Origin of the sequence: Thermococcus indicus (assembly GCF_006274605.1) — an archaeon.
Classification (GTDB): domain Archaea; phylum Methanobacteriota_B; class Thermococci; order Thermococcales; family Thermococcaceae; genus Thermococcus; species Thermococcus indicus.
Map to the genome: position 1 here is coordinate 1,061,001 of NZ_CP040846.1, position 18,850 is coordinate 1,079,850.

At 56.6% G+C, this 18,850-nt stretch carries 25 protein-coding genes and 1 tRNA gene; 13 read left to right on the forward strand and 13 right to left on the reverse strand.

All coding sequences use genetic code 11. From position 1 onward, the window contains the following. Nucleotides 1–7: 7 nt before the first annotated feature. Nucleotides 8–412: a class III signal peptide-containing protein gene (locus FH039_RS12575; protein ID WP_394344279.1), complete on the reverse strand. Its 405-nt coding sequence runs from the start codon at nucleotides 410–412 to the stop codon at nucleotides 8–10. A gap of 118 nt (nucleotides 413–530) precedes the next feature. On the opposite strand from FH039_RS12575, the gene FH039_RS05830 reads away from it, so the two are divergent. Next, complete coding sequence (locus FH039_RS05830; RefSeq protein ID WP_168188376.1) at nucleotides 531–1,103, forward strand: IS630 transposase-related protein; 573 nt, start codon at nucleotides 531–533, stop codon at nucleotides 1,101–1,103. Here FH039_RS05830 and FH039_RS05835 read toward each other — a convergent pair. From FH039_RS05835 to FH039_RS05855, 5 genes are all read right to left on the reverse strand, one after another. After that, nucleotides 1,093–2,367: a site-2 protease family protein gene (locus tag FH039_RS05835; protein WP_139680560.1), complete on the reverse strand. Its 1,275-nt coding sequence runs from the start codon at nucleotides 2,365–2,367 to the stop codon at nucleotides 1,093–1,095. The two genes, FH039_RS05830 and FH039_RS05835, sit on opposite strands and share 11 nt — an antisense overlap. A gap of 114 nt (nucleotides 2,368–2,481) precedes the next feature. Beyond that, a complete protein-coding gene (locus tag FH039_RS05840) occupies nucleotides 2,482–2,760 on the reverse strand; it encodes a type II toxin-antitoxin system RelE family toxin (protein WP_139680561.1) in 279 nt (92 codons plus the stop codon). Between the two features lie 9 nt (nucleotides 2,761–2,769). Then, nucleotides 2,770–2,991, reverse strand: a complete 222-nt coding sequence (locus FH039_RS05845) for a hypothetical protein (protein ID WP_139680562.1) — start codon at nucleotides 2,989–2,991, stop codon at nucleotides 2,770–2,772. Nucleotides 2,992–3,092: 101 nt separating this feature from the next. Further along, a complete protein-coding gene (locus FH039_RS05850) occupies nucleotides 3,093–3,485 on the reverse strand; it encodes a DUF126 domain-containing protein (RefSeq protein ID WP_139680563.1) in 393 nt (130 codons plus the stop codon). Between the two features lie 10 nt (nucleotides 3,486–3,495). Continuing rightward, complete coding sequence (locus FH039_RS05855; protein WP_139680564.1) at nucleotides 3,496–4,656, reverse strand: aconitase X catalytic domain-containing protein; 1,161 nt, start codon at nucleotides 4,654–4,656, stop codon at nucleotides 3,496–3,498. Nucleotides 4,657–4,747: 91 nt separating this feature from the next. Between FH039_RS05855 and FH039_RS05860 the strand changes: the two genes are divergently transcribed. The 9 genes from FH039_RS05860 (at nucleotide 4,748) to FH039_RS05900 (ending at nucleotide 10,593) form a co-directional block, all read left to right on the forward strand. Further along, a tRNA-Met gene (locus FH039_RS05860) sits at nucleotides 4,748–4,825 on the forward strand. Nucleotides 4,826–4,952: 127 nt separating this feature from the next. Beyond that, nucleotides 4,953–5,966, forward strand: a complete 1,014-nt coding sequence (locus FH039_RS05865; RefSeq protein ID WP_168188377.1) for an LAGLIDADG family homing endonuclease — start codon at nucleotides 4,953–4,955, stop codon at nucleotides 5,964–5,966. After that, entirely contained in the window at nucleotides 5,935–6,390 is a 456-nt protein-coding gene (locus FH039_RS05870; protein ID WP_014012099.1) for a 30S ribosomal protein S15, read from the forward strand. Before FH039_RS05865 ends, FH039_RS05870 begins: the two co-directional genes overlap by 32 nt. Before the next feature lie 40 nt (nucleotides 6,391–6,430). Then, nucleotides 6,431–7,858: a DHHA1 domain-containing protein gene (locus tag FH039_RS05875; protein ID WP_139680566.1), complete on the forward strand. Its 1,428-nt coding sequence runs from the start codon at nucleotides 6,431–6,433 to the stop codon at nucleotides 7,856–7,858. Then, on the forward strand, nucleotides 7,848–8,108 hold the full coding sequence (locus FH039_RS05880; RefSeq protein WP_139680567.1) for a KEOPS complex subunit Pcc1: 261 nt from the start codon (nucleotides 7,848–7,850) through the stop codon (nucleotides 8,106–8,108). Before FH039_RS05875 ends, FH039_RS05880 begins: the two co-directional genes overlap by 11 nt. Before the next feature lie 15 nt (nucleotides 8,109–8,123). Continuing rightward, a complete protein-coding gene (locus FH039_RS05885; protein WP_139680568.1) occupies nucleotides 8,124–8,726 on the forward strand; it encodes a 30S ribosomal protein S3ae in 603 nt (200 codons plus the stop codon). Nucleotides 8,727–8,845: 119 nt separating this feature from the next. After that, complete coding sequence (locus tag FH039_RS05890) at nucleotides 8,846–9,106, forward strand: hypothetical protein (RefSeq protein WP_139681684.1); 261 nt, start codon at nucleotides 8,846–8,848, stop codon at nucleotides 9,104–9,106. Beyond that, complete coding sequence (locus FH039_RS05895) at nucleotides 9,091–9,519, forward strand: type II toxin-antitoxin system VapC family toxin (protein WP_139680569.1); 429 nt, start codon at nucleotides 9,091–9,093, stop codon at nucleotides 9,517–9,519. The genes FH039_RS05890 and FH039_RS05895 overlap by 16 nt, the downstream gene beginning before the upstream one ends. Nucleotides 9,520–9,537: 18 nt before the next feature. Further along, nucleotides 9,538–10,593 (forward strand): SPOUT family RNA methylase, encoded by a 1,056-nt coding sequence (locus tag FH039_RS05900; protein ID WP_139680570.1) that lies wholly within the window; start codon nucleotides 9,538–9,540, stop codon nucleotides 10,591–10,593. A 132-nt stretch (nucleotides 10,594–10,725) separates the two neighbouring features. Here FH039_RS05900 and FH039_RS05905 read toward each other — a convergent pair whose 3' ends face one another. The 7 genes from FH039_RS05905 to FH039_RS05935 form a co-directional block, all read right to left on the reverse strand. Next, nucleotides 10,726–11,448, reverse strand: coding sequence for a DUF92 domain-containing protein (locus FH039_RS05905; RefSeq protein ID WP_139680571.1), 723 nt, complete (start codon nucleotides 11,446–11,448; stop codon nucleotides 10,726–10,728). Nucleotides 11,449–11,526: 78 nt separating this feature from the next. After that, nucleotides 11,527–11,976 (reverse strand): Lrp/AsnC family transcriptional regulator, encoded by a 450-nt coding sequence (locus FH039_RS05910; RefSeq protein ID WP_139680572.1) that lies wholly within the window; start codon nucleotides 11,974–11,976, stop codon nucleotides 11,527–11,529. 157 nt (nucleotides 11,977–12,133) lie between these two features. Continuing rightward, nucleotides 12,134–12,448, reverse strand: coding sequence for a MazG nucleotide pyrophosphohydrolase domain-containing protein (locus tag FH039_RS05915; RefSeq protein WP_139680573.1), 315 nt, complete (start codon nucleotides 12,446–12,448; stop codon nucleotides 12,134–12,136). Nucleotides 12,449–12,450: 2 nt separating this feature from the next. After that, on the reverse strand, nucleotides 12,451–12,828 hold the full coding sequence (locus tag FH039_RS05920) for an ArsR/SmtB family transcription factor (RefSeq protein WP_139681685.1): 378 nt from the start codon (nucleotides 12,826–12,828) through the stop codon (nucleotides 12,451–12,453). An 81-nt stretch (nucleotides 12,829–12,909) separates the two neighbouring features. Beyond that, nucleotides 12,910–13,281 carry a Mov34/MPN/PAD-1 family protein gene (locus tag FH039_RS05925; protein ID WP_139680574.1) on the reverse strand — a complete coding sequence of 124 codons (372 nt, stop codon included), beginning with the start codon at nucleotides 13,279–13,281 and terminating at the stop codon, nucleotides 12,910–12,912. Nucleotides 13,282–13,316: 35 nt separating this feature from the next. Continuing rightward, nucleotides 13,317–13,697: a RidA family protein gene (locus FH039_RS05930; RefSeq protein ID WP_139680575.1), complete on the reverse strand. Its 381-nt coding sequence runs from the start codon at nucleotides 13,695–13,697 to the stop codon at nucleotides 13,317–13,319. 93 nt (nucleotides 13,698–13,790) lie between these two features. Continuing rightward, on the reverse strand, nucleotides 13,791–14,594 hold the full coding sequence (locus FH039_RS05935; RefSeq protein WP_139681686.1) for a DUF2666 family protein: 804 nt from the start codon (nucleotides 14,592–14,594) through the stop codon (nucleotides 13,791–13,793). 117 nt (nucleotides 14,595–14,711) lie between these two features. Between FH039_RS05935 and lonB the strand changes: the two genes are divergently transcribed. The 3 genes from lonB (at nucleotide 14,712) to FH039_RS05950 (ending at nucleotide 18,830) form a co-directional block, all read left to right on the forward strand. After that, a complete protein-coding gene (gene lonB, locus FH039_RS05940) occupies nucleotides 14,712–16,616 on the forward strand; it encodes an ATP-dependent protease LonB (protein WP_139680576.1) in 1,905 nt (634 codons plus the stop codon). Nucleotides 16,617–16,743: 127 nt separating this feature from the next. Further along, entirely contained in the window at nucleotides 16,744–17,484 is a 741-nt protein-coding gene (gene sufC, locus FH039_RS05945; protein ID WP_139680577.1) for a Fe-S cluster assembly ATPase SufC, read from the forward strand. Further along, nucleotides 17,481–18,830 (forward strand): SUF-like minimal system protein SmsB, encoded by a 1,350-nt coding sequence (locus FH039_RS05950; protein ID WP_139680578.1) that lies wholly within the window; start codon nucleotides 17,481–17,483, stop codon nucleotides 18,828–18,830. Before sufC ends, FH039_RS05950 begins: the two co-directional genes overlap by 4 nt. The last annotated feature ends 20 nt before the right edge of the window (nucleotides 18,831–18,850 follow it).

The following is an 18,850-nucleotide window of genomic DNA, read 5'->3' on the forward strand; positions in this document are numbered from 1 at the left end:
CAATGCTTCACTGGTTGTTCCACCAATCTACAATGGCCTTACATGCAGTATATCTATCTATGTTTAAGGTAGTTGTCTGAGTTTCATTGGCACTCTGGTTGTGATATGAAAGAGTGCCACTGGTAGAGGTGCCGGTACAGATGCTGTAAAGGTCACTAAACGTTGTCGTGCCTGAAATGTCGTTGTACGTGTAGGGAATTTGAACTGAATCCAAGCTCTGGCCGGAGGCCTGAAGCTGGGCTTTTATGGTTTCAACTTGGGCTTGAATCTGGGCTAGGTTTCCCTGAGTACTAGCGTTTTGTCCTGCATCGCTCACGTACCTAACCGCAATCAGGATTATAACGAGCGCCGCCGCGATCATGAAGAGGTACTCGATGGCGCCCTGACCCTTCCTCCTTCTTAGCCTGAACATGTTATTCACCTCCGGGGGGTTGCTTCATTCTATCATAGGCCCGAAAAAACTTATATAGCTTTCTGCTCAAATTTAAGGGAAGCGTACTCAATATTGCGGAAACCTCAGGGGTGATCCCGTGGAATTGGTGAGTATCCAACATGACTCGGCAAGCGTTGAGGAATGTACAAAGAACATCGTACTCCAGTCGGAGGAAATCCTGTCACACCGCGGCGGCTTCATATCATCCGCGAAGATAGACCTGGCCTTTGGAGCTTTTATGAACCTTACCGTTACGATGCTGGTCGATCCGTGTCAAGATATGGCAAAGGGGGTCATAGCTGAGTACTCAACGGGTAAGAGCAGGGCCGACGCGATAGCGAAGGCCGTTGAGAAGGTGAACCTGAAGCTCCCGCCCGGTGCGTCCGTCGTCGACTTCGAGGTGGGGACGTACATCACGCCCGTCACGAGGAGGACCTACGCGGTCGCGATTGCCGTCTACAACGCCCCCCTGGAGAGGCGGCCGCTGAGCGAGTACACCGTTGAGGAGCGCAGGCGGCTCCTGGGGCGTATCCTTGAGGAGTTCAACCACAACCCCCGCGTCCTCAACATCTCCGAGATAGCGAGGATGTTCGGGGTCTCGAGGGACTCGATATACTACGACATCGAGCAGATACTCAAGGAGAAAAAGAAGGGGCGGGTCAGCCGGTAGCGCTTATCGGGGCGGGGGTTGCCGAGAGTATGAAGAGGGCCAGTGCCGCCAGCGCCAGGGCAATTCTCTTCTTTGATATTGGGGACACCTCGTCGAGGGCGCCGGGGTTGCCCATGGCCCCCATCATCAGGACGAGGATTCCCCATATCAGCCACCCCACCCAGAGGAAGCTCATGCCTATGAGCACCAGACCTATTGCCATGGTCAGGTAACGGTGCGTCCTCTCGCCCAGGAACGCCCTCGCTATGTGGCCCCCGTCAAGCTGGGCCGCGGGGATGAGGTTCAGAAAGGTCACCAGTATCCCGACCCAGCCGGCTATCGCCACCGGATGGAGGAACACGACGCTGTTCTCGGGGAAGGTCACAACGTACTTCTCGATGAGCATGAAAAAGAGGTTCTCGCCGAAGGTTATCCCTCCCGCTGGCGGCACCGCGCTGACGGGAACCGGAACCGACAGCTTTAGCCCTATTATACTGACGGGAATGGCAACGAGAAAACCCGCTATTGGGCCGCTCACGCCGAGGTCGATGGCGGCGTTCCTCGTTGGCAGGGGCGACTTCACCCTTATCACCGCGCCCATAGTCCCGAGCATGCTGGGAAATGGAATGAAGTATGGCATTGTTGCCCTAACCCCATGGTAGGCCGCGGCTATCTTGTGGCCCAGCTCGTGGGTGCCGAGTATCGCCATGACGCTTATTGAGAAGGCCAGTGCGTTGACGTAGGGGTTTCTTATCCCGGGCAGGCCGTATTCGTCGAGGAGGGAGATGTAGCCCAGGGAGAGCCAGTAGCCGGCGAGGAACGTGGTGAATATCGTCGCGATTAGGAAGACCCAGGGGAGCCAGCGGTTGTCCTCCTTGACCTCACCGGCGGGGAAGACGTAGAGTAAAACCTTCCCCCCGCGCCTCTTGAGGGCCGCCCAGTATCCGAGCTCCTCCAGCTCCCTCAGGACCCTTTCAAAGTCCTCCTCCAGGACGTCCCTGACCTCAAATGTGAAGACGTTGCCCTCGATCCCGCGGGGTTCGATGACGTAGAACTCACTCAGCTTTGCATCCACGGCGGGCGGAAGTGCCGCGGGACGAACGGCGTGGGTAGGAGCGCGCAGAGAGACGGATGGTTCGTTCGGGGCGTTTTCGGCCCCGGCCTCAAAGCCCACCAGAACCATGTCGCCGCCGCACTCTGGGCAGCTTCCCTCCAGAACAGGCTCGCCCGACTCGATGACCTCCCTGTGGCCGCACCTGACGCACTCGTAAATTCCCCTTGGCATTTTTCCTCCCAGAATAAAGAGTCGAGAGGGGTTAAAAAGTTATTTATGCTTTCAGCCTGGATTATTCAAAGCATTGTGCCATTGGAAGGTTAATTTCGTTGCCTGGTCTGTCCGTCATTTATATGCGGTTTCTCTTGGCTTTATATCGGTTATTATGATTACTTTGTCGTCCCAATACACGGTGTAGAACACCCGGTAATCGCCAATTCTGAGGCGATAGGTGTTAGTTTTTTCGGTTTTCTCACCTTTAACGGGTTTTAAGTCATAGGGAGGTTTTGGGTAGGGGTTTGTTTTCAGGGCATCGATGAATCCGGCCAGTTTTCGGCGTTGTGCAGGCTTGAGGTATCTCTTGGCTTTTTTGACAACGCTCTTGTCCACGATGATCCTGTACAACTTCCCCACCTAACTCAGGAGTCCTTGAATTGCCTCGTCTGCACTTAGCCCTTCTGAGGGGCTGTTTTTTAGGTCCTCAGCTTTTCTTTTGAGTTCCTGGTACTCCTCTTCGGGAATTATCTCAGCCTCTTCCTTCTCCGCTTGGAGTTTCAGAAGTTCGAGCTTGAGTTCCTCCAGTTCCTTTTCAATCTTTTCAATGTGGTTGATGATGATCTGGACGCTCTCGCTCACGCTATCACCGGAAGATACTACATGATCAACCTCAAAAGGTTTGCGAATTTCGCCGCCGCTCGGCTGGTGGTGGGTTGCGAAAGTAGAAAAAAGAAGCCGATTCACTCTTCCACTTCAACTTCCCCGGAGTCCGCATCGACCTTAACGCGCTCCCCGCTCCTCAGCCTCGAAACGTCGATGCCATCGACCATTGGGATGCCCGCTATTATTGCGCCCGTCGCGACTATGGTCTCCGCTTCGCCGACGATTATCGCCTTTGGGGCCTTTCCGTTCTTTTTCAGGGCATAGATGACGTAGGAACCGACCGTCGAGCCCTTCCCGCGGGGAAACGCGAGTATCTTCCCGGCTATGCTCTGTCCCCTTATGTCGCTCTCAGCATCGGTGACGATTCCGGTCTCTGGATCGACTCCACCGAGGAACGAGAGGGGTTTCCTTGAGACAATCAGCTCGCCCTCCGCCTTTCCCCCGACTATCTTCCTTCCCCTGAGCTTCATTCCCGCCACCTCACGGCGCCTCCCTTATCAGGTTCTCTGCATCGTCCAGGCGGACATGGAACCCGAATGAGCGGAAGTAAAACGCGGATTTTCCGCTGTTGGTGGCTATGCCGCTGTACCACCCCTTAATCGGGGAGACAACGAAGCAGACGTCCGCTATTATTCTCCCGTTGTAGCGCTCTATTATCTCCGTGTAGCCGAGGGCATCGGCCAGAGCCTTGACCGCGCCGCTTGCCGTGATGAACAGGGGTATCCTGAGGGGCCTTCCGCGCATCCTGAGGAGCTCCGCAATTTCCTTCACCTCACCGAGGGATGCGTGGGGGCAGCCGATGAGGATCATGTCTATGTCCGCCCAGTCGTCCCTGAACTCCTCCCGTACGGCCCGGATATCTGAATCCTCAACGGTTATCGTCTCAAGTTTATCCGTTATGGCATCGCGGTACTCGGGGGTCTCGCCCTCCACGTGGTAGAGCGCTATCGACCCGCTCGCCGCCATCGCCGCCCCCATCTCCTTGAGGAGCTCGGTTCTCTCGGGTTTTGGTCCCCTGAGGTAGGGCACATCGTTGCCGAGCGTCCTGCCCAGGTGGTAGCCGAGGGCCGCGTAGTCAACGAAGGTTTCCACCTTCGCGTCAACGTTGACCACCACCGTCGCTTTCCTGTTCTCGTCCAGGTGGAGGCCGTAGTTCGGTGTCTTGCCGACTATCGCCGCCGCTAAGCTCGAGGGGCCGCCTTCTCTGTTCGTCCTTGCGCCCAGAATGGAGTTGGCGAAGCTGACGGCAGAACTTTCGCTCCACGCGATGTGGTCGCCGAACTTCGGAAGGTTCGCTCCGTAGTACGGGGTGCAGGTTGAGGTGATCTCGATTCCCATCCTCCTGTAGAGTTCGAGAACTTCCCTCTGTTTCTCCATGAACTCGTCGTCGCCTATGCCCGCGGGGTTGAGGGTCGTGTAGACGCTGACCTTCGCGCCCGCATTGACGAAGTCCCTCAGGAACTCCATCCCGGCGTCGCCGATGTTCTTGTAAGAAACGCCTGCAATCTGGGCGCTCTTTATCGGAATGAGCCTGTCGGCACCGTAAATTTCCCCAAGGGCGACGAGTATCTCCATCGCCTTCTGGAGGGCGTAGCCGTACTCCCCCGCCAGAATCAGCTCCTCCTCCTTAGTCAGGTACATGACACCACCGGGGGGATTGGGGTGAGGTGGGTTATAAATCCCTCCCGTAAAATTTATAAACCCTGCACGGTTCACTAACTACGGGTCGAGCAGCGGGGTGGGGCAGCTAGGAGTGCCCGCCGGGCTCATAACCCGGAGGTCGGAAGTTCAAATCTTCCCCCCGCTACCAGCTTATTTCTGTTCGTTGCTGTTCTTGTATGATGCTTGGTGTTCTTTTTCAGTCATTGAGCTCTTGAATCCATTCCATCGAGGAGCGAAATATTTTTATGGTTCTATCGTTACTGCTATTGATAGTCATGCGGCGAATTAAGGACCTAGATATTGATGAACTTCATGAGATCGTAGAACGTGTGAAGGCACTGCGTTCTGAGGGACACAGCTACGGGAGAATTGTCGGGATGATTTCTGATGAATACAACCTCAAGCTCTCAAAGGCAACTGTTATTCGCTGGTGTAAAGGCACCCATAGTCCATTTAACAAAATCCGGGCCATCCATTCGGATCCCTCCCCAGAGCTTTCGTATGTAATTGGTGTTTACCTGGGGGATGGTAGCGTTCACCGGAAGAGCAACGGGCGGTATCTCATCAAACTTAAAGTCATTGATCGAGAATTTGCCGAGGCGTTTGCGAACGCTTTGGAAAAACTTGGGATTAGGGCCACGGTGGGGTTCGAAAGGGATTCAACCCGTGTGGATAGATTTTACGTGGAGGGAAGCAATAAGACCATGTTTCAGCTCTTGAGCGGCCCTTGGGAGAGGTTGTTTTCTCTGGCCGGCGAATACCCGGCTCAATTCCTCAAGGGGTTCTTTGATAGTGAGGGGTTTCCGGTAATATCCGCCGGAAGGACCTTTACAGTGCAGGTTGCCGCGGTCAATTCTGATCTGGTGGTTCTGGGGTTCATTAGAAAGCTGCTGGAAACACTTGGAATAAGCTCCAAAATATCCAAACTATATTCAAAGGGACATAGGGTCGTTATCCGCGGTGAGGAGTACTCGTCAAACGTTGATATGTTCATCCTATGGATTTCCCGCTTTGGTGACGTCATGCGGTTTGCCAAAGAGATTGGTTTCACTGCAAGGAGAAAAGAAGCAAAACTCCGGCGGGCGATTGAATTAAAACTTCATTATCCAGACGGGAAGGCCGTAAGACTATGGCATGAGGAGTACAAAAGGGGAAGCAGGGGATACGTCCCAAGGGCAAACCTTTTTAAACCTCTCCTCAATTCCCAACGCGAAGGGGCGGCTGGCGGGAGCTGGCCGTCACCAGGAGGTGTATGGTATGGCAAGGATACACGCGAGAAAGAGGGGTAAATCAGGTTCTAAGAGGCCACCGAGGACCGCTCCGCCGACCTGGGTTGAGTACACGGCGGAGGAGGTTGAGGGGCTCGTTGTTAAGCTCAGGAAGGAAGGCTACAGCGCTGCCATGATCGGGACCATCCTCAGGGACCAGTACGGAATCCCGAGCGTCAAGCTCGTCACCGGCAAGAAGATAACCAAGATCCTTGAGGAGAACGGCCTCGCGCCGAACATCCCGGAGGACCTCATGGCTCTCATCAGGAAGGCCGTCAAGCTCAGGAAGCACCTCGAGATGCACCCGAAGGACAAGCACTCAAGGCGCGGTCTCCAGCTCACCGAGAGCAAGATCAGGCGCCTCGTTAAGTACTACCGCAGGACCGGCAAGCTCCCGGCCAAGTGGCGCTACGATCCGGAGCAGGCCAAGCTCCTGGTCCGCTGATCCCTTTCCTTCTTCTTAAACCTGCGGTGGTGAATCTGCCGTGGATAGAGGGGCGTTTTTGGAGCGGGCCAGGGAAGGCGCCGAACTGATCAAGATGCACATTGAGTTAGGGCACACCATCCGCATAGTCTCCCACCGCGACGCGGACGGCATAACCGCCGGGGCGATTCTGGCCAGGGCGGTGGCGCGCGAGGGCGGAACCTTCCAGCTCAGCATCGTCAAACAGGTGAGCGAGGAACTCATCAAGGACCTGGCCGCTGAAAAGCACAGGATATACGTCTTCAGCGACCTGGGGAGCGGTTCGATGGGTCTCATCGAGAAGTACCTTGAAGGCGCCACGGTCGTTGTTGCGGACCACCACCCGCCCGAGAGGGACGGATTCTCCACGGATTCTCACGTGCTGGTGAACCCCGTCCCCTTCGGGGCCAACAGCGTCCGCGATCTCAGCGGTTCGGGCGTTGCTTACTTCGTCGCCAGGGAGATGAACGAGAAGAATCGGGATCTGGCCTATATCGCCCTCGTCGGCGCCGTCGGCGACATGCAGGAGATAGACGGCACGTTCCACGGCATGAACACGGACATCATAGAGGATGGAAAGGATCTCGGCATCCTGGAGGTCCGGAAGGAACTTCGCCTCTTCGGGCGCGAAAGCCGGCCCCTACGCCAGATGCTGGCCTACTCCACCAACCCGGAGATTCCCGAGGTAACTGGCGATGAGCGGAAGGCCATAGAGTGGCTCCGCGCCAAGGGCTTCGACCCGGAGGTGAAGTACTGGCAGCTCCGCGAGGAGGAGAAGCGGAAGCTTCACGATGCACTGGTGATACACCTCATCAAACACGGCGCCCCCAAGGAGGCCATAGACCGGCTCATTGGGGACGTGGTGGTAAGCCCGCTCTACCCGGAGGGCGACCCGAGGCACGAGGCGAGGGAGTTTGCCACGCTCCTCAACGCCACCGGTCGCTTAAACGCCGGGACGCTGGGAGTTGCGATATGCCTCGGTGACGAGGATGCCTACAGGCGCGCCAGGAAGATGCTTGACGATTACAAGCGGGAACAGATAGAGGCCAGGAAGTTCATAATCCAGAACTGGAGCATGGTGGACGAGGGAGAGCACGCCTACGTCTTCTACGCAGGCAGGAGCATCAGGGACACTCTCGTCGGCATCGCCGCCAACATAGCGATAAACGCCGGGCTGGTTGACCCAGAGAAGCCGGTTGTAGTGCTGGCCGACAGCGACGAGGACGAGAGCCTCGTGAAGGGATCCGCAAGAACCACGGAGAGGGCCCTTGAGAAGGGCTACCACCTCGGCGATGCACTGCGTGAGGTCGCGGAGAAGCTCGGCGGAGAGGGCGGAGGGCATGCGATAGCCGCGGGAATCCGCTTCCCGAGGGACAGGATCGAGGAGTTCATCAGGCTCTTCAACGAGGCCCTTGAAAAGCAGGTGGAGGGAAAGGGCAGTGAAGGTTAAGGCCAGGGTGGAGATGGTCTGGCACTACGGCGATCCGAAGAGGGCGGAGGCCATAGCCCGGTCCCTTGAAGTGGACAACGCGGGCATTCCGGATGGCCTAAAGAAAAGTTTAAATGTGCTGACCCGATGGGAAAATGGGGACGTCATAACAAAGGTTAAATACTCGGGTGAGATTGAAACACTCATCAAAGCGCTGGATGATTTGGTGTTTTCAATCAAAATCGCCGAAGATGTAACCGAAAAGGTGTGAAGTGGAGGTGTTAAGATGGCAAAAGTTAACCCAAGGAAGAAGGCTGCCGCTACCAAGGATAAGTGGAAGAGCAAGGAGTGGTATATAGTTTACGCTCCGGACTTCTTCGGGAGCAAGGAGATAGGCCTTACCCCGGCCGACGAGCCGGAGAAGGTCATAGGAAGGGTCATCGAGACCACCCTCAAGGACCTCACCGGCGACTTCACCAAGGGCCAGGTCAAGCTCTACTTCCAGGTCTACGATGTCAAGGGCCAGAACGCCTACACCAAGTTCAAGGGCCACACCCTCTCGAGGAGCTACATAAGGAGCCTCGTCAGGAGGAGAACCACTCGCGTTGACGGTATCTACAACGTCACCACCAAGGACGGCTACAAGCTCCGCGTCATGGGTATGGTCATCGCCTACAGGCGCATCCAGACCAGCCAGGAGAGGGCCATAAGGGAGATCATCAGGGACATCATCTACAAGAAGGCCGAGGAGCTCAACTACAGGGACTTCGTTCTCGAGGCCGTCAGCGGCAAGATGGCCGCCGAGATGGCCAAGGAAGCCAGGAAGATCTACCCGATCAAGAGGGCCGAGATCAGGAAGATCAAGGTTCTCGCCGAGCCGGAGGCCTGAGGGCCTCACCCCTAACATTTTAACATCGTTCCCTTTTCTGGAGTTAATTTAAAGTTTTGATGGGTGCATTCGCCAAACTTTTTAAGTTTGTAGTTCGATTAGATGTAGGGGTGGATGTTATGGAATCTGCCACAAAGCATGTTCAGACAGAGATAGATGAGAGTCTTTATCTCATGCTGAAGATGATAGCCATCCGGAAGAGGGAGCCCCTGAAGGAGGTTTTAAGGGAGGCCATAGAGAGGTACATAGAGGCAGAGGAGAACACTCTAACCAAGAACCTTAAAAGCGACCCGATATGGAAGCTGGTTGGCAGGGGGGAACTTGAGGAAAACGCCAGCGAGAGCGAAGGCTGGGGGACCGTGGAATGGGAAAGCGAATAAGGCCGGAGATTATCTACCTTGACACAAGTGCTCTCATAGCGCTTTTTAATTCGCGGGACAAAAACCATCAAGCCGCGGTGGCCTTTCTGGAGACCTCCCTTAAAATGGGTGTGGTGTTTCTTCTCTCCCGACCGGTGCTCGTTGAGTACCTGAACGGACTGGCAAAGCGGGTGGGAAAAGATGTCGCTAGGGAACAGTACGAGGCCATTACCTCCAGCAGGTTCATATACATGGAAAACGAAACCGAAAAAGACTGGTCACGTGCATGGGGGCTCTTTTTTAAGTACCGGGACAGCAAAGGGATAGACATCTTCGACTCCCTCAGCTTTGCTATAATGGAGAGGCTTGGTCTGAGGAGGGTTTTTACATTTGACAGCGATTTTGAAGTTCACGGATTTGAGAGACTTCCATAGCGGAGAGGAGGTGCGGTCATGAAGTTTCTCGTGAAGACCCAGAAGGGTATGGAGGGCGTTGCGGCCAATTACATCAGGGAGGAGCTCCCGGACGCCGAGGTTTGGATTTCTCCGATGGGCTATTACGGACTTGTCATCGTGGAGACTGAGGATGAGAACGCGGGCGAGGTGATGCTCGGCATTCCCGAGATCGAGAGGGTCATTCCCGTTCTCGCGGAGGTTCCGGCCGAGATTGAGAGGATCGTTGAAACCGCCGAGAAGGTGGCCCCGCTCATAGGGGAAAACGAGACCTTCGCAGTGAAGACAAAGAGGCGCGGAAAGCACGGGTTCTCAAGCATCGACGTCAACAGGGAGCTCGGGGCAAAGGTGCGCGAGCTCACGGGCGCCGACGTGAACCTCAGCTGGCCGGACAAGGTTGTTCAGGTTGAGATAATCGGGGACAGGGCATACGTTTCGGTTCTCCCTGGCGAGGAGTTCAGGAAGTTCACTCCGGACAAGAGGGACGCCAGGGAGCTCTTCCGCAAGGTCACGGTAGTTCAGATGCCGTACTGGGGAGGCTACAAGGTCTGCCGCTCCTTTGGGGAGAAGATCGGAAGGGCCGCCCAGGCCTTCGAGGTGAAGGAACTCATAATAGCCCCGAAGGGGAAGATGGATGCCCTTGAGCTGGCCGAGTTCATCAAAGGGGTCAGGGTTGGTCAGGAGAGCAGGCACAGGATACAGCGTGAGAGCTATCCATGGAAGGTTGAGAAGGTTCCCGTCAGCGTGTGGGACCTTTACCAGGTGGTTCGCGACAAAAGGAGGGACAAGAGACTCCTCATAATAACGGACCCCAAGGGCCCAACCGTGGCGCAGGTTGGAGAGAGGCTTGCGCGCGACATGTTCCACGCGAAGGAGGTCGTGGTGTTCATCGGCTCCCGCGAGGGGATTCCGAGGGGTCTCTTCAGGTTCGCAGATTACGTTATCGACCTTGCCCCGTACATGACCTTCGCCACCGAGCACGGCATTCCAGCCGCACTCGTGTCCCTCTGGGAGGTTTACGAGGAATACGCAGGGAAGCGGGAGGAAAGAACCTGAATTTTTCTTTAATTCTTCAATTCTTGAATTATGCTTTGGCGAGGCGTCAGACCCTAAGGTCGTCCTCACCGTTCGGGAATCCGCCGTAGTCATCATCCGCCCGAGGAGAATTCCCGTCGAGGTTTTAAAATCTCACGCCCCTCCGTTGAGGAGGTAGAACAGGCCAGCGCCCACGAAGCCGCCCAGGAGTGAGGCCAGGAAATTGGTTGAGTTGTTGTTGGTGATGCCCTCGTTCTCCAGGGTGGCGCCTATGAGGCTGTCCAGATTGACCCCGATGAAACCGCCCAGGGTCACCGCGAGGAGCATGAGGCCCTTCTCCGCGGTCAGGGGGAGGGCAAAGGGTGCTATCACCAGCGTCCCTGCGAGGGCGAAGAGCTCACCCGCCCATGACACGGCGCCGTTGGTTCCTGGCTTGGCGGGTTTGAAGTTGGTTATCAGTTTCGGGCTCTTCCCGAAGACCTTTCCGAGCTCGCTGGCTAGTGTGTCCCCGTTAGCCGTCGCGATGGCCGCGAACGTGGCCGCCCAGAAAACGTCCATCTGGGACAGGTGCTCAAAGGCGAGAAATATGGCGGCAGCGAGCCCGTTTCCAAGGACGTTGCCCCAGCTCCTGACTCCGTTTCTGCCCTGGGCCGTGCCGAGTCTGGCCTTCTCCATAAACCGATACTTGGTTGCAAGAACGCCAAGAACCACGAAGGCCACCATGGCCAGGAACGGATAGATCCCGCCGAGTTCTATGACAACAAGCCCAAGGGCCGCTGCAGCTGTGGCGCCCTTTGCATCGAGGGCTTTGAACCGATACGAGCCAAGTCCCAGCCCTGCGACCACTGCCATGTCCACGGCGATTCTTTCGAGCATCTCTGTCACCCTGGGAAGAAGTGCTGCGGTGCGTTTATTATTCTTTCCCTCGGCGGTTGACGAAGGAAGTAAAGGAAATCAAAGAACCTCGAACTTGACGGTCTCGGTCACGAAGGTTATGTCGAGCTTGTCGATTCCGGGTATCTTTCTGGAGACCTCTGCGATGATCCTCTCGAGCTCCTTCATGTCCTTCGGTCCAACTATGTGGACGACCAGGCTGTGGGAGCCGATGGCACGCTGGATGATCTTGATGTTCTCGTCCTCAACCAGCGCGGGGATTATCTCGTCGATGTTGACCGATGGCTTGAGGGTTATTCCGAGGATCACGTGGACGTAGCCGAGGGCATCGTAGTCGGGTATGACGGTGTATTTCTTTATGACGCCGTTCCTCTCGAGGCGGTCCATTCTCCTGGATATCCTCTGTCTGGTGGTGCCGAGGATCTCGGCGAGCTCCTTATAGGTAAGGCGGGCGTTCCTTGAGAGAAGCTTTAAAATGCGGATGTCGATTCCGTTTATTTTATCCGCCATCTCTTCACCCCCCAGTACTTTTAATCTCGGTTGGTCGTTTGATTATAAAAATGTTTCTATAAGTTGGATTATTTCTAACCCTCCGGTCACTCTGTGGGCACCCAATGGCCGTAAAACCCGGTTATACAGTGGAACCAGTTGTTACAGTGGAAGATCTTTATCCCCCGGGGTCCTCATCGGGTTCTCTCCATCGGTTCTTGTCACGGATCCGATACTTCTCTAGGCTTTTATCCAGTGCATTTATGAGGTCGATGTCGTAGTAGTTCGCGATGCATGCGAGTGCGAAGACCACGTCGCCAATTTCTTCCTCCAGACGTTCCTTCCCACCAGTGCCTTTTACACCCTCGACCTTCAGAAGCTCGTCCGCCAGCTCGCCGACCTCCTCCACCAGCGCCGCGAGCATCTCGAAGGGACTCCAGTAGCCGCCGAACTCCCTGACGAGCCTGTCAACTTTTTCCTGATGTTCGTTCACGGTCACACCAGACCCTCGCGGGCCTTTGTGAGATACTCCTCGAGCACATCTCTGTTGGTCCTGTAGAAGTGCATCTTGCCCTCCTTGCGCTCCTCGATCAGGTTCAGGGCCTTGAGGGTACGGAGGTGGTGGCTGATCAGGGTCTGGTCCTGCTCGAGGATCTTTGATATCAGGCACACGCACATCCAGTTGTCTTTCAGAAGCTTGAGTATCCTGAACCTCAGGGGGTTGGATATTGCCTTGAGGAAGCTCATCGTCTCGTCATCGACGTGGATGTCCAATTCCCTGTCCAGGTCGGGTATGCTGCATGTCTCAAAACACTGCATCACTGTTCTCTTCTGCTTCTCGTCCAGCTTGTCCAGGACGTCACGCACCTTCATGTCCAACACCAAAACTCTTAGTGCGGCCCACCTTTTTAAGAATTTTCACATGAACGGGGGTCGGTCCCATGCGTGGTGGCCTCAGTCAACTATCTCCATCCAGATGCTCTCGCCGCTGCTTGTGTATGCTCTGACGGTATCTTCCGTGAAGGGATACGCTATTATCAGGTGAACCCCTCCGAACTTCGAGAAGAAGTGGAGGTCCGCCCCGGAGGGCCTGGCGCTCGGGCCGGGATGTGAGTGGACGGTTCCCTTTATGCTCTCGTCGTAGGGCAGCATCCAGGTGTCGAAGAAGGCCGAGCTCGTGCCGAAGTGGGGGTTGGGGGCTATGAGAACCTCCTCGAAGACCCCGTCTTTCTCCCTCAGGAAACCGGCGAACTCGTTTGGGTAGAACTCGCGCGCCAGCTCGAGCAGGTATTCGAGCAGCTCCCTCCGTATTCTCACGACTTCCATGCTTTCACCTTCTCGGCCTGTGAAAATAGGGAAACTCAGAGGACGGCGATGGCCTCTATCTCAACTGCCACTCCTTTGGGCAGGTTTGAGACCTCAACAACCGCCCTGGCAGGCTTGGAGCTGGAGAAGTAGCGGTTGTAAACCTCGTTGAATCTGGCATAGTCTCCCATGTTCCTGATGTAAACCGTGACCTTCACCACGTTCTCGGCGCTTCCTCCCGCGGCCTCGACCACCGCCAGAAGGTTCTCAATGGCCACCCTGGCCTGCTCCTCTATGTCCCCGTCCACGAGTTCCCCGGTTTCGGGGTTTATCGGTATCTGTCCGGAGACGAAGAGGAGCCTTCCTTCCGCAATGATTCCCTGGCTGTAGGGACCTATCGGCTTCGGGGCCCTCTCAGTAAAGACGGTTTCCTTCATTCTTCCACCTCCATTCGAATCAGCGAAGCGAAGACTCCTCATTGCGGCTGGGGCACCGCTCGGGTGTCCTCGGCTTCATCACTCTCTCCGGGTTCACTTCTTCTCAAGGTACTTTTCAAGGCTCTTGGCCGGGACATCGAGGGGCAGGCCTATCTTCTCCAGGGCCTTCCTCAGGGCGTAAACACGGGCATGCTCAACGAACGGCTTGGGAGCGTAGTTCTCGGCCGGGAAGTGCATGTACTTCTCAACGACCGCAGGGATCTCGGCCTTTCTAACCTTCTTGAACTCCCCGAACCATGCGTCTATTCCATCCACGTCGATGCCGGCGTAGACGGGGAGCTTCAGGGTTATGCTCTCGTTTATGCCCGCGAGGAGCCTTGCGACGTCCGCCATCGGCGTCTTGTCGTCGATTATGAGCCTCCGGACGGCCCTCCACTTGCCGTGCTCCGCGCTGAGGTGGAACGCCGTAAAGTTGACGTGGTCCTCGTTGTAAGGGAAGACTATCCTGACCTCGCTCAGCGGCCCCTCTGGGTAGTCCACGGGGGCTTTCCTGGAGAGAACATCCCTGACGAGGAGAGCCTTGGCGACGTCAACGAGGTGCTTCCTGAGCTTTTTGTCGTCCTCGAAGACGAGCTGGCCCAGCTTCCTCGCGGTTCCCGGGGATTTGAGCGCCACAACGGCATCACTCAGGTTCTTCTGCGCCAGTTCCTCTGCTAGGCTCGCTATTCCCGCGACGTTCATGACCTCCGTGAGGTACTCAGGTATCTTCGCGTTGACCGTGTTGGCGATGCTCGCTATGAAGTGAGCCACCTTCTCGTCGTCCATATCGAGGAGCCTGTCGGCAACCTTCCAGTTCCCGTGATGCGCCGTGAACACTATCTGGTCTTCCACCCTCATCGCTTTCACCATTCATTATGGATTCCATGCACTATTTTAGCTTTTTCTCGGATGCCTCAAAAAAGTTATAAATCGCCCCGAGCATTCAGGGTTGAGAGAACGAAAGAGGGAAGAAAAATGGGGGACAAAGAGAAGATTGAAGAGGCCCTGGCCCCCAGGGAGTACGGCGAGAGCCTGGAGCTGGGCGTGGATTTCAGCACCACCGAGGAGATCAAGGTTCCGGAGAAGCTAATAGACCAGGTCATCGGCCAGGAACATGCCGTCGAGGTCATCAGAACCGCGGCGAACCAGAAGAGGCACGTCCTTTTAATCGGAGAACCCGGAACCGGCAAGTCCATGCTCGGTCAGGCCATGGCGGAGCTTCTCCCGACGGAGAACCTCGAGGATATACTGGTCTTCCCGAACCCAGAGGACGAGAACATGCCCAAGATAAAGACCGTCCCCGCCTGCCAGGGAAGACGGATAGTCGAGAAGTACCGGGAGAAGGCCAAGGGCCAGGAGAGTATAAAATCGTACATCCTCCTGTTCGTTATGTTCACCGTCATGCTTGCCCTTTTCATAGACTTCAACGCGACGACGCTCCTGATGGGGCTCTTTGTCATTATACTCACCATAATGGCGCTCTCCAACATGCGCCTCAAGGGCTCCGTTCTTGTTCCGAAGCTTCTCGTGGACAACTGCGGCAGGACCAAGGCACCGTTCATCGACGCAACCGGCGCGCACGCGGGCGCGCTCCTCGGCGATGTGAGACACGACCCGTTCCAGAGCGGCGGCCTCGGAACGCCCGCCCACGAGAGGGTAGAGCCCGGAATGATACACCGCGCCCACAAGGGAGTCCTGTTTATAGACGAGGTAGCTACGCTGAGCCTCAAGATGCAGCAGAGCCTCCTCACAGCGATGCAGGAGAAGAGGTTCCCGATAACCGGCCAGAGCGAGATGTCGAGCGGCGCGATGGTCAGGACCGAGCCGGTCCCGTGCGACTTCGTCCTCGTCGCGGCCGGGAACCTCGACACCGTTGACAAGATGCACCCGGCATTGCGCTCCCGTATAAGGGGCTACGGCTACGAGGTTTACATGCGCACGACGATGCCGGACACTCTGGAGAACAGGAAGAAGCTCGTCCAGTTCGTCGCACAGGAGGTAATCCGCGACGGGAAGATACCGCACTTCACCAGGGAGGCCGTTGAGGAGGTAGTCAGGGAGGCCCAGAAGCGGGCAGGCAGAAAGGGGCACCTCACCCTCCGCCTCCGCGACCTCGGCGGTATCGTTAGGGCTGCGGGCGACATAGCCGTAAAGAAGGGCAGGAAGTACGTCGAGAGGGAGGACGTGATAGAGGCCGTCAGGATGGCGAAGCCGCTCGAGAAGCAGCTCGCCGACTGGTACATCGAGAGGAAGAAGGAGTACCAGGTCATCAAGGCGGAGGGCAAGGGAATCGGCCGCGTGAACGGTCTCGCCGTCATAGGCGAGCAGAGCGGTATAGTCCTGCCGATAGAGGCGGTCGTTGCCCCCGCCGCCAGCAAGGAGGAGGGCAAGATTATCGTCACAGGAAAGCTGGGTGAGATAGCGAAGGAGGCGGTTCAGAACGTCTCGGCGATAATCAAGCGCTACAAGGGCGAGGACATAAGCCGCTACGATATACACGTCCAGTTCCTCCAGACCTACGAGGGTGTCGAGGGCGACTCGGCGAGCATAAGCGTGGCCACCGCGGTCATATCCGCGCTGGAGGAGATACCGATAAGGCAGGATGTTGCCATGACGGGCTCGCTCAGCGTCCTCGGTGAGGTGCTCCCGATAGGGGGTGCCACGCCGAAGATAGAGGCCGCAATCGAGGCCGGCATAAAGACCGTCATAATCCCCAAGGCCAACGAGAAGGACGTCTTCCTCAGCAAGGACAAGGCGGAGAAGATACAGATATTCCCGGTCGAGACCATCGACCAGGTCCTTGAGATCGCCCTCGTGGACAACGAGAGGAAGGATGAGCTTCTCAGGCGCATAAGGGAGGCCCTTCCGCTCTCCCTTTGAACTTTCCTTCCCTCTTCTTCCGTCGCCGGCAGCCTTTCCTGGTCACCACATTTCGGTTCGTGGTTCCCATTCATGTCCAGAAATGCTTAAAAAACGTCCCATCCACGTTACCCACGGAGGTGAGCTAATGCTCAAAGTTGAGAACCTTCACGTCTCGGTAGAGGGCAGGGCCATACTCAAGGGCCTCGCCCTTGAGGTGAATCCCGGTGAGTTTCACGTTGTCATGGGACCGAATGGCTCTGGGAAGTCAACGCTGGCCCTCACAATAGCGGGTCATCCAAGGTACTCCGTGGAGGGTGGAAGGATACTCTTCGACGGGGAGGATATAACCGGCCTTGGCCCCGACGAGAGGGCCAGGAGGGGGATAATGCTGGCCTTCCAGCACCCCCACGAGGTCGAGGGCGTTAGGATCATTGAGTTTCTCCAGCAGGTTCTGGTTGAAACGAAGGGCGTTGATCCAGTGGAGGCCTACGACAGGATAGTCAAAAAGGCGGAGGAGCTGTGGTTCCGGGAGGAGGACCTTCACCGCTACGTTAACGTTGGTTTCTCCGGCGGTGAGAGGAAGCGGCTTGAGCTACTTCAGGCGCTCCTCATAGAGCCGAAGCTCCTCATCCTCGACGAGCCAGACAGCGGTGTGGACGTTGACTCCCTGAGCGTCATCAGCAGAAAGATAGAGGAGCTGCATCAGCGCGGCACGGCTGTGCTCCTCATCACTCACTACGGCAGGATACTCGGACACCTCGACAGGGAGAAGCTCAGGGTTCACGTCATGAAGGACGGCAGGATAGTGAAGACCGGAAGCGGCGAGCTGGTGGAAAGAATAGAGAGCGAGGGCTTCGGCAGGATATTCGAGGAGGTGGGAGAATGAACCCCCATTCTGACTCCGTGACCATTCAGGAGGCCAAGGAGATCATAGCACAGGAGATAGAGAACCTGGCATACAGAAACAAAGAACCGGAATGGATGACGAGGATAAGGTACAAGGCACTCGAAGCGTTCGAGAGGGCCCCGCACAGGGATCCCATAATCAGCGAGGAGGAGCTGCTTAAGTTCATCGCCAAGCCGGAGATAGCCGGCGTTCCCGAGAACATCGAGAGCCTCGACGACCTGCCCCCGGAGATGAAGGCCCTCCTCGACAGACTGGGCATAAGCGAGGTCGAGCAGAAGTACATAGCCGGCCTGGCGGTTCAGACAGACACCGGGGTCATCTACAACGAGTTCCTCAAGGAATGGGAGAAGAAGGGTCTCATAGTCCTGCCCATGGAAGAGGCCGTCAGGAGGTACCCGGACGTCGTTAAGAGGCACTTCCTCCAGATGTTCCGGGCGGACGAGAGCAAAATGACCGCCTACCACACCGCGGTGTGGAACGGTGGAATCTTCCTCTACCTCAAGGAGGGCCTCAAAGTTCCGTTCCCGCTGCACCTGTTCTTCCTCATTCAGGAGAGCGCGCTGGCCCAGGCACCGCACATAATCATAATCGCCGAGAAGAACACGGAGTTCCATCTCATCGAGGGCTGCACTGCGCCGATTCTGCTCAAACACTCCCTCCACCTCGACATGACCGAGGCTTACATCCATGACGGCGCCAAGGCCCAGCTGACCGTCCTCCAGAACTGGCCGGAGTACGTTCACACCAGGCCGATGACCAGGGCGAGAATAGGCAAAGGAGCGCGCTTCATCAACACCACCGTTGGTCTCGGAACGGGCAGGAGCAACATAGCCAACCCCAAGTACTGGGTGGACGAGAACGGCTACGTCGAGCTGAACGGAATAATCCTCGGCCAGAAGGACTGGTACGTTGACCTCGGCGGCGAGATGTACCTCCAGAGCAGGGGCGCCGCTGGAATAAACGCCAGCAAGGCCGTTATAATGGACGACAGCACCGTGATAACCAGGGGCATCATTAGGGCCGAAGCTCCGAAGACGAAGGGACACATAAGCTGCGACGCGCTCCTCATGAGCGACGGGGCGACGATGGAGACCTACCCCGGCCTCGTCAGCAAGGTTGACGACGCCGAGCTGAGCCACGAGGCCGCGATAGGCAAGATACGCGAGGAGGAGCTGTTCTACCTGATGTCGCGCGGTCTGAGCGAGGAGAAGGCGACCCAGCTAATCGTTAAGGGCTTCCTCAAGCCCATGCTCAGGGACATCCCGATGGAGTTCCTCGTGGAGATAAGGAAGATAATCGAACTGGCCGTGAGCGGGGGCATGTGAGCCCCGGCCGATTCTTTCAT

Coding starts and splice junctions, on each gene's coding strand:
- FH039_RS05870 (WP_014012099.1), top strand. CDS start 5,935: ATGGCAAGGATACACGCGAGAAAGAGGGGTAAATCAGGTTCTAAGAGG.
- FH039_RS05935 (WP_139681686.1), bottom strand. CDS start 14,594: ATGAGGGTGGAAGACCAGATAGTGTTCACGGCGCATCACGGGAACTGG.
- FH039_RS12575 (WP_394344279.1), bottom strand. CDS start 412: ATGTTCAGGCTAAGAAGGAGGAAGGGTCAGGGCGCCATCGAGTACCTC.
- FH039_RS05890 (WP_139681684.1), top strand. CDS start 8,846: ATGGAATCTGCCACAAAGCATGTTCAGACAGAGATAGATGAGAGTCTT.
- lonB (WP_139680576.1), top strand. CDS start 14,712: ATGGGGGACAAAGAGAAGATTGAAGAGGCCCTGGCCCCCAGGGAGTAC.
- FH039_RS05865 (WP_168188377.1), top strand. CDS start 4,953: ATGCGGCGAATTAAGGACCTAGATATTGATGAACTTCATGAGATCGTA.
- FH039_RS05900 (WP_139680570.1), top strand. CDS start 9,538: ATGAAGTTTCTCGTGAAGACCCAGAAGGGTATGGAGGGCGTTGCGGCC.
- FH039_RS05930 (WP_139680575.1), bottom strand. CDS start 13,697: ATGAAGGAAACCGTCTTTACTGAGAGGGCCCCGAAGCCGATAGGTCCC.
- FH039_RS05895 (WP_139680569.1), top strand. CDS start 9,091: ATGGGAAAGCGAATAAGGCCGGAGATTATCTACCTTGACACAAGTGCT.
- FH039_RS05850 (WP_139680563.1), bottom strand. CDS start 3,485: ATGAAGCTCAGGGGAAGGAAGATAGTCGGGGGAAAGGCGGAGGGCGAG.
- FH039_RS05925 (WP_139680574.1), bottom strand. CDS start 13,281: ATGGAAGTCGTGAGAATACGGAGGGAGCTGCTCGAATACCTGCTCGAG.
- FH039_RS05910 (WP_139680572.1), bottom strand. CDS start 11,976: ATGGCGGATAAAATAAACGGAATCGACATCCGCATTTTAAAGCTTCTC.
- FH039_RS05905 (WP_139680571.1), bottom strand. CDS start 11,448: ATGCTCGAAAGAATCGCCGTGGACATGGCAGTGGTCGCAGGGCTGGGA.
- sufC (WP_139680577.1), top strand. CDS start 16,744: ATGCTCAAAGTTGAGAACCTTCACGTCTCGGTAGAGGGCAGGGCCATA.
- FH039_RS05835 (WP_139680560.1), bottom strand. CDS start 2,367: ATGCCAAGGGGAATTTACGAGTGCGTCAGGTGCGGCCACAGGGAGGTC.
- FH039_RS05950 (WP_139680578.1), top strand. CDS start 17,481: ATGAACCCCCATTCTGACTCCGTGACCATTCAGGAGGCCAAGGAGATC.
- FH039_RS05885 (WP_139680568.1), top strand. CDS start 8,124: ATGGCAAAAGTTAACCCAAGGAAGAAGGCTGCCGCTACCAAGGATAAG.
- FH039_RS05920 (WP_139681685.1), bottom strand. CDS start 12,828: ATGAAGGTGCGTGACGTCCTGGACAAGCTGGACGAGAAGCAGAAGAGA.
- FH039_RS05855 (WP_139680564.1), bottom strand. CDS start 4,656: ATGTACCTGACTAAGGAGGAGGAGCTGATTCTGGCGGGGGAGTACGGC.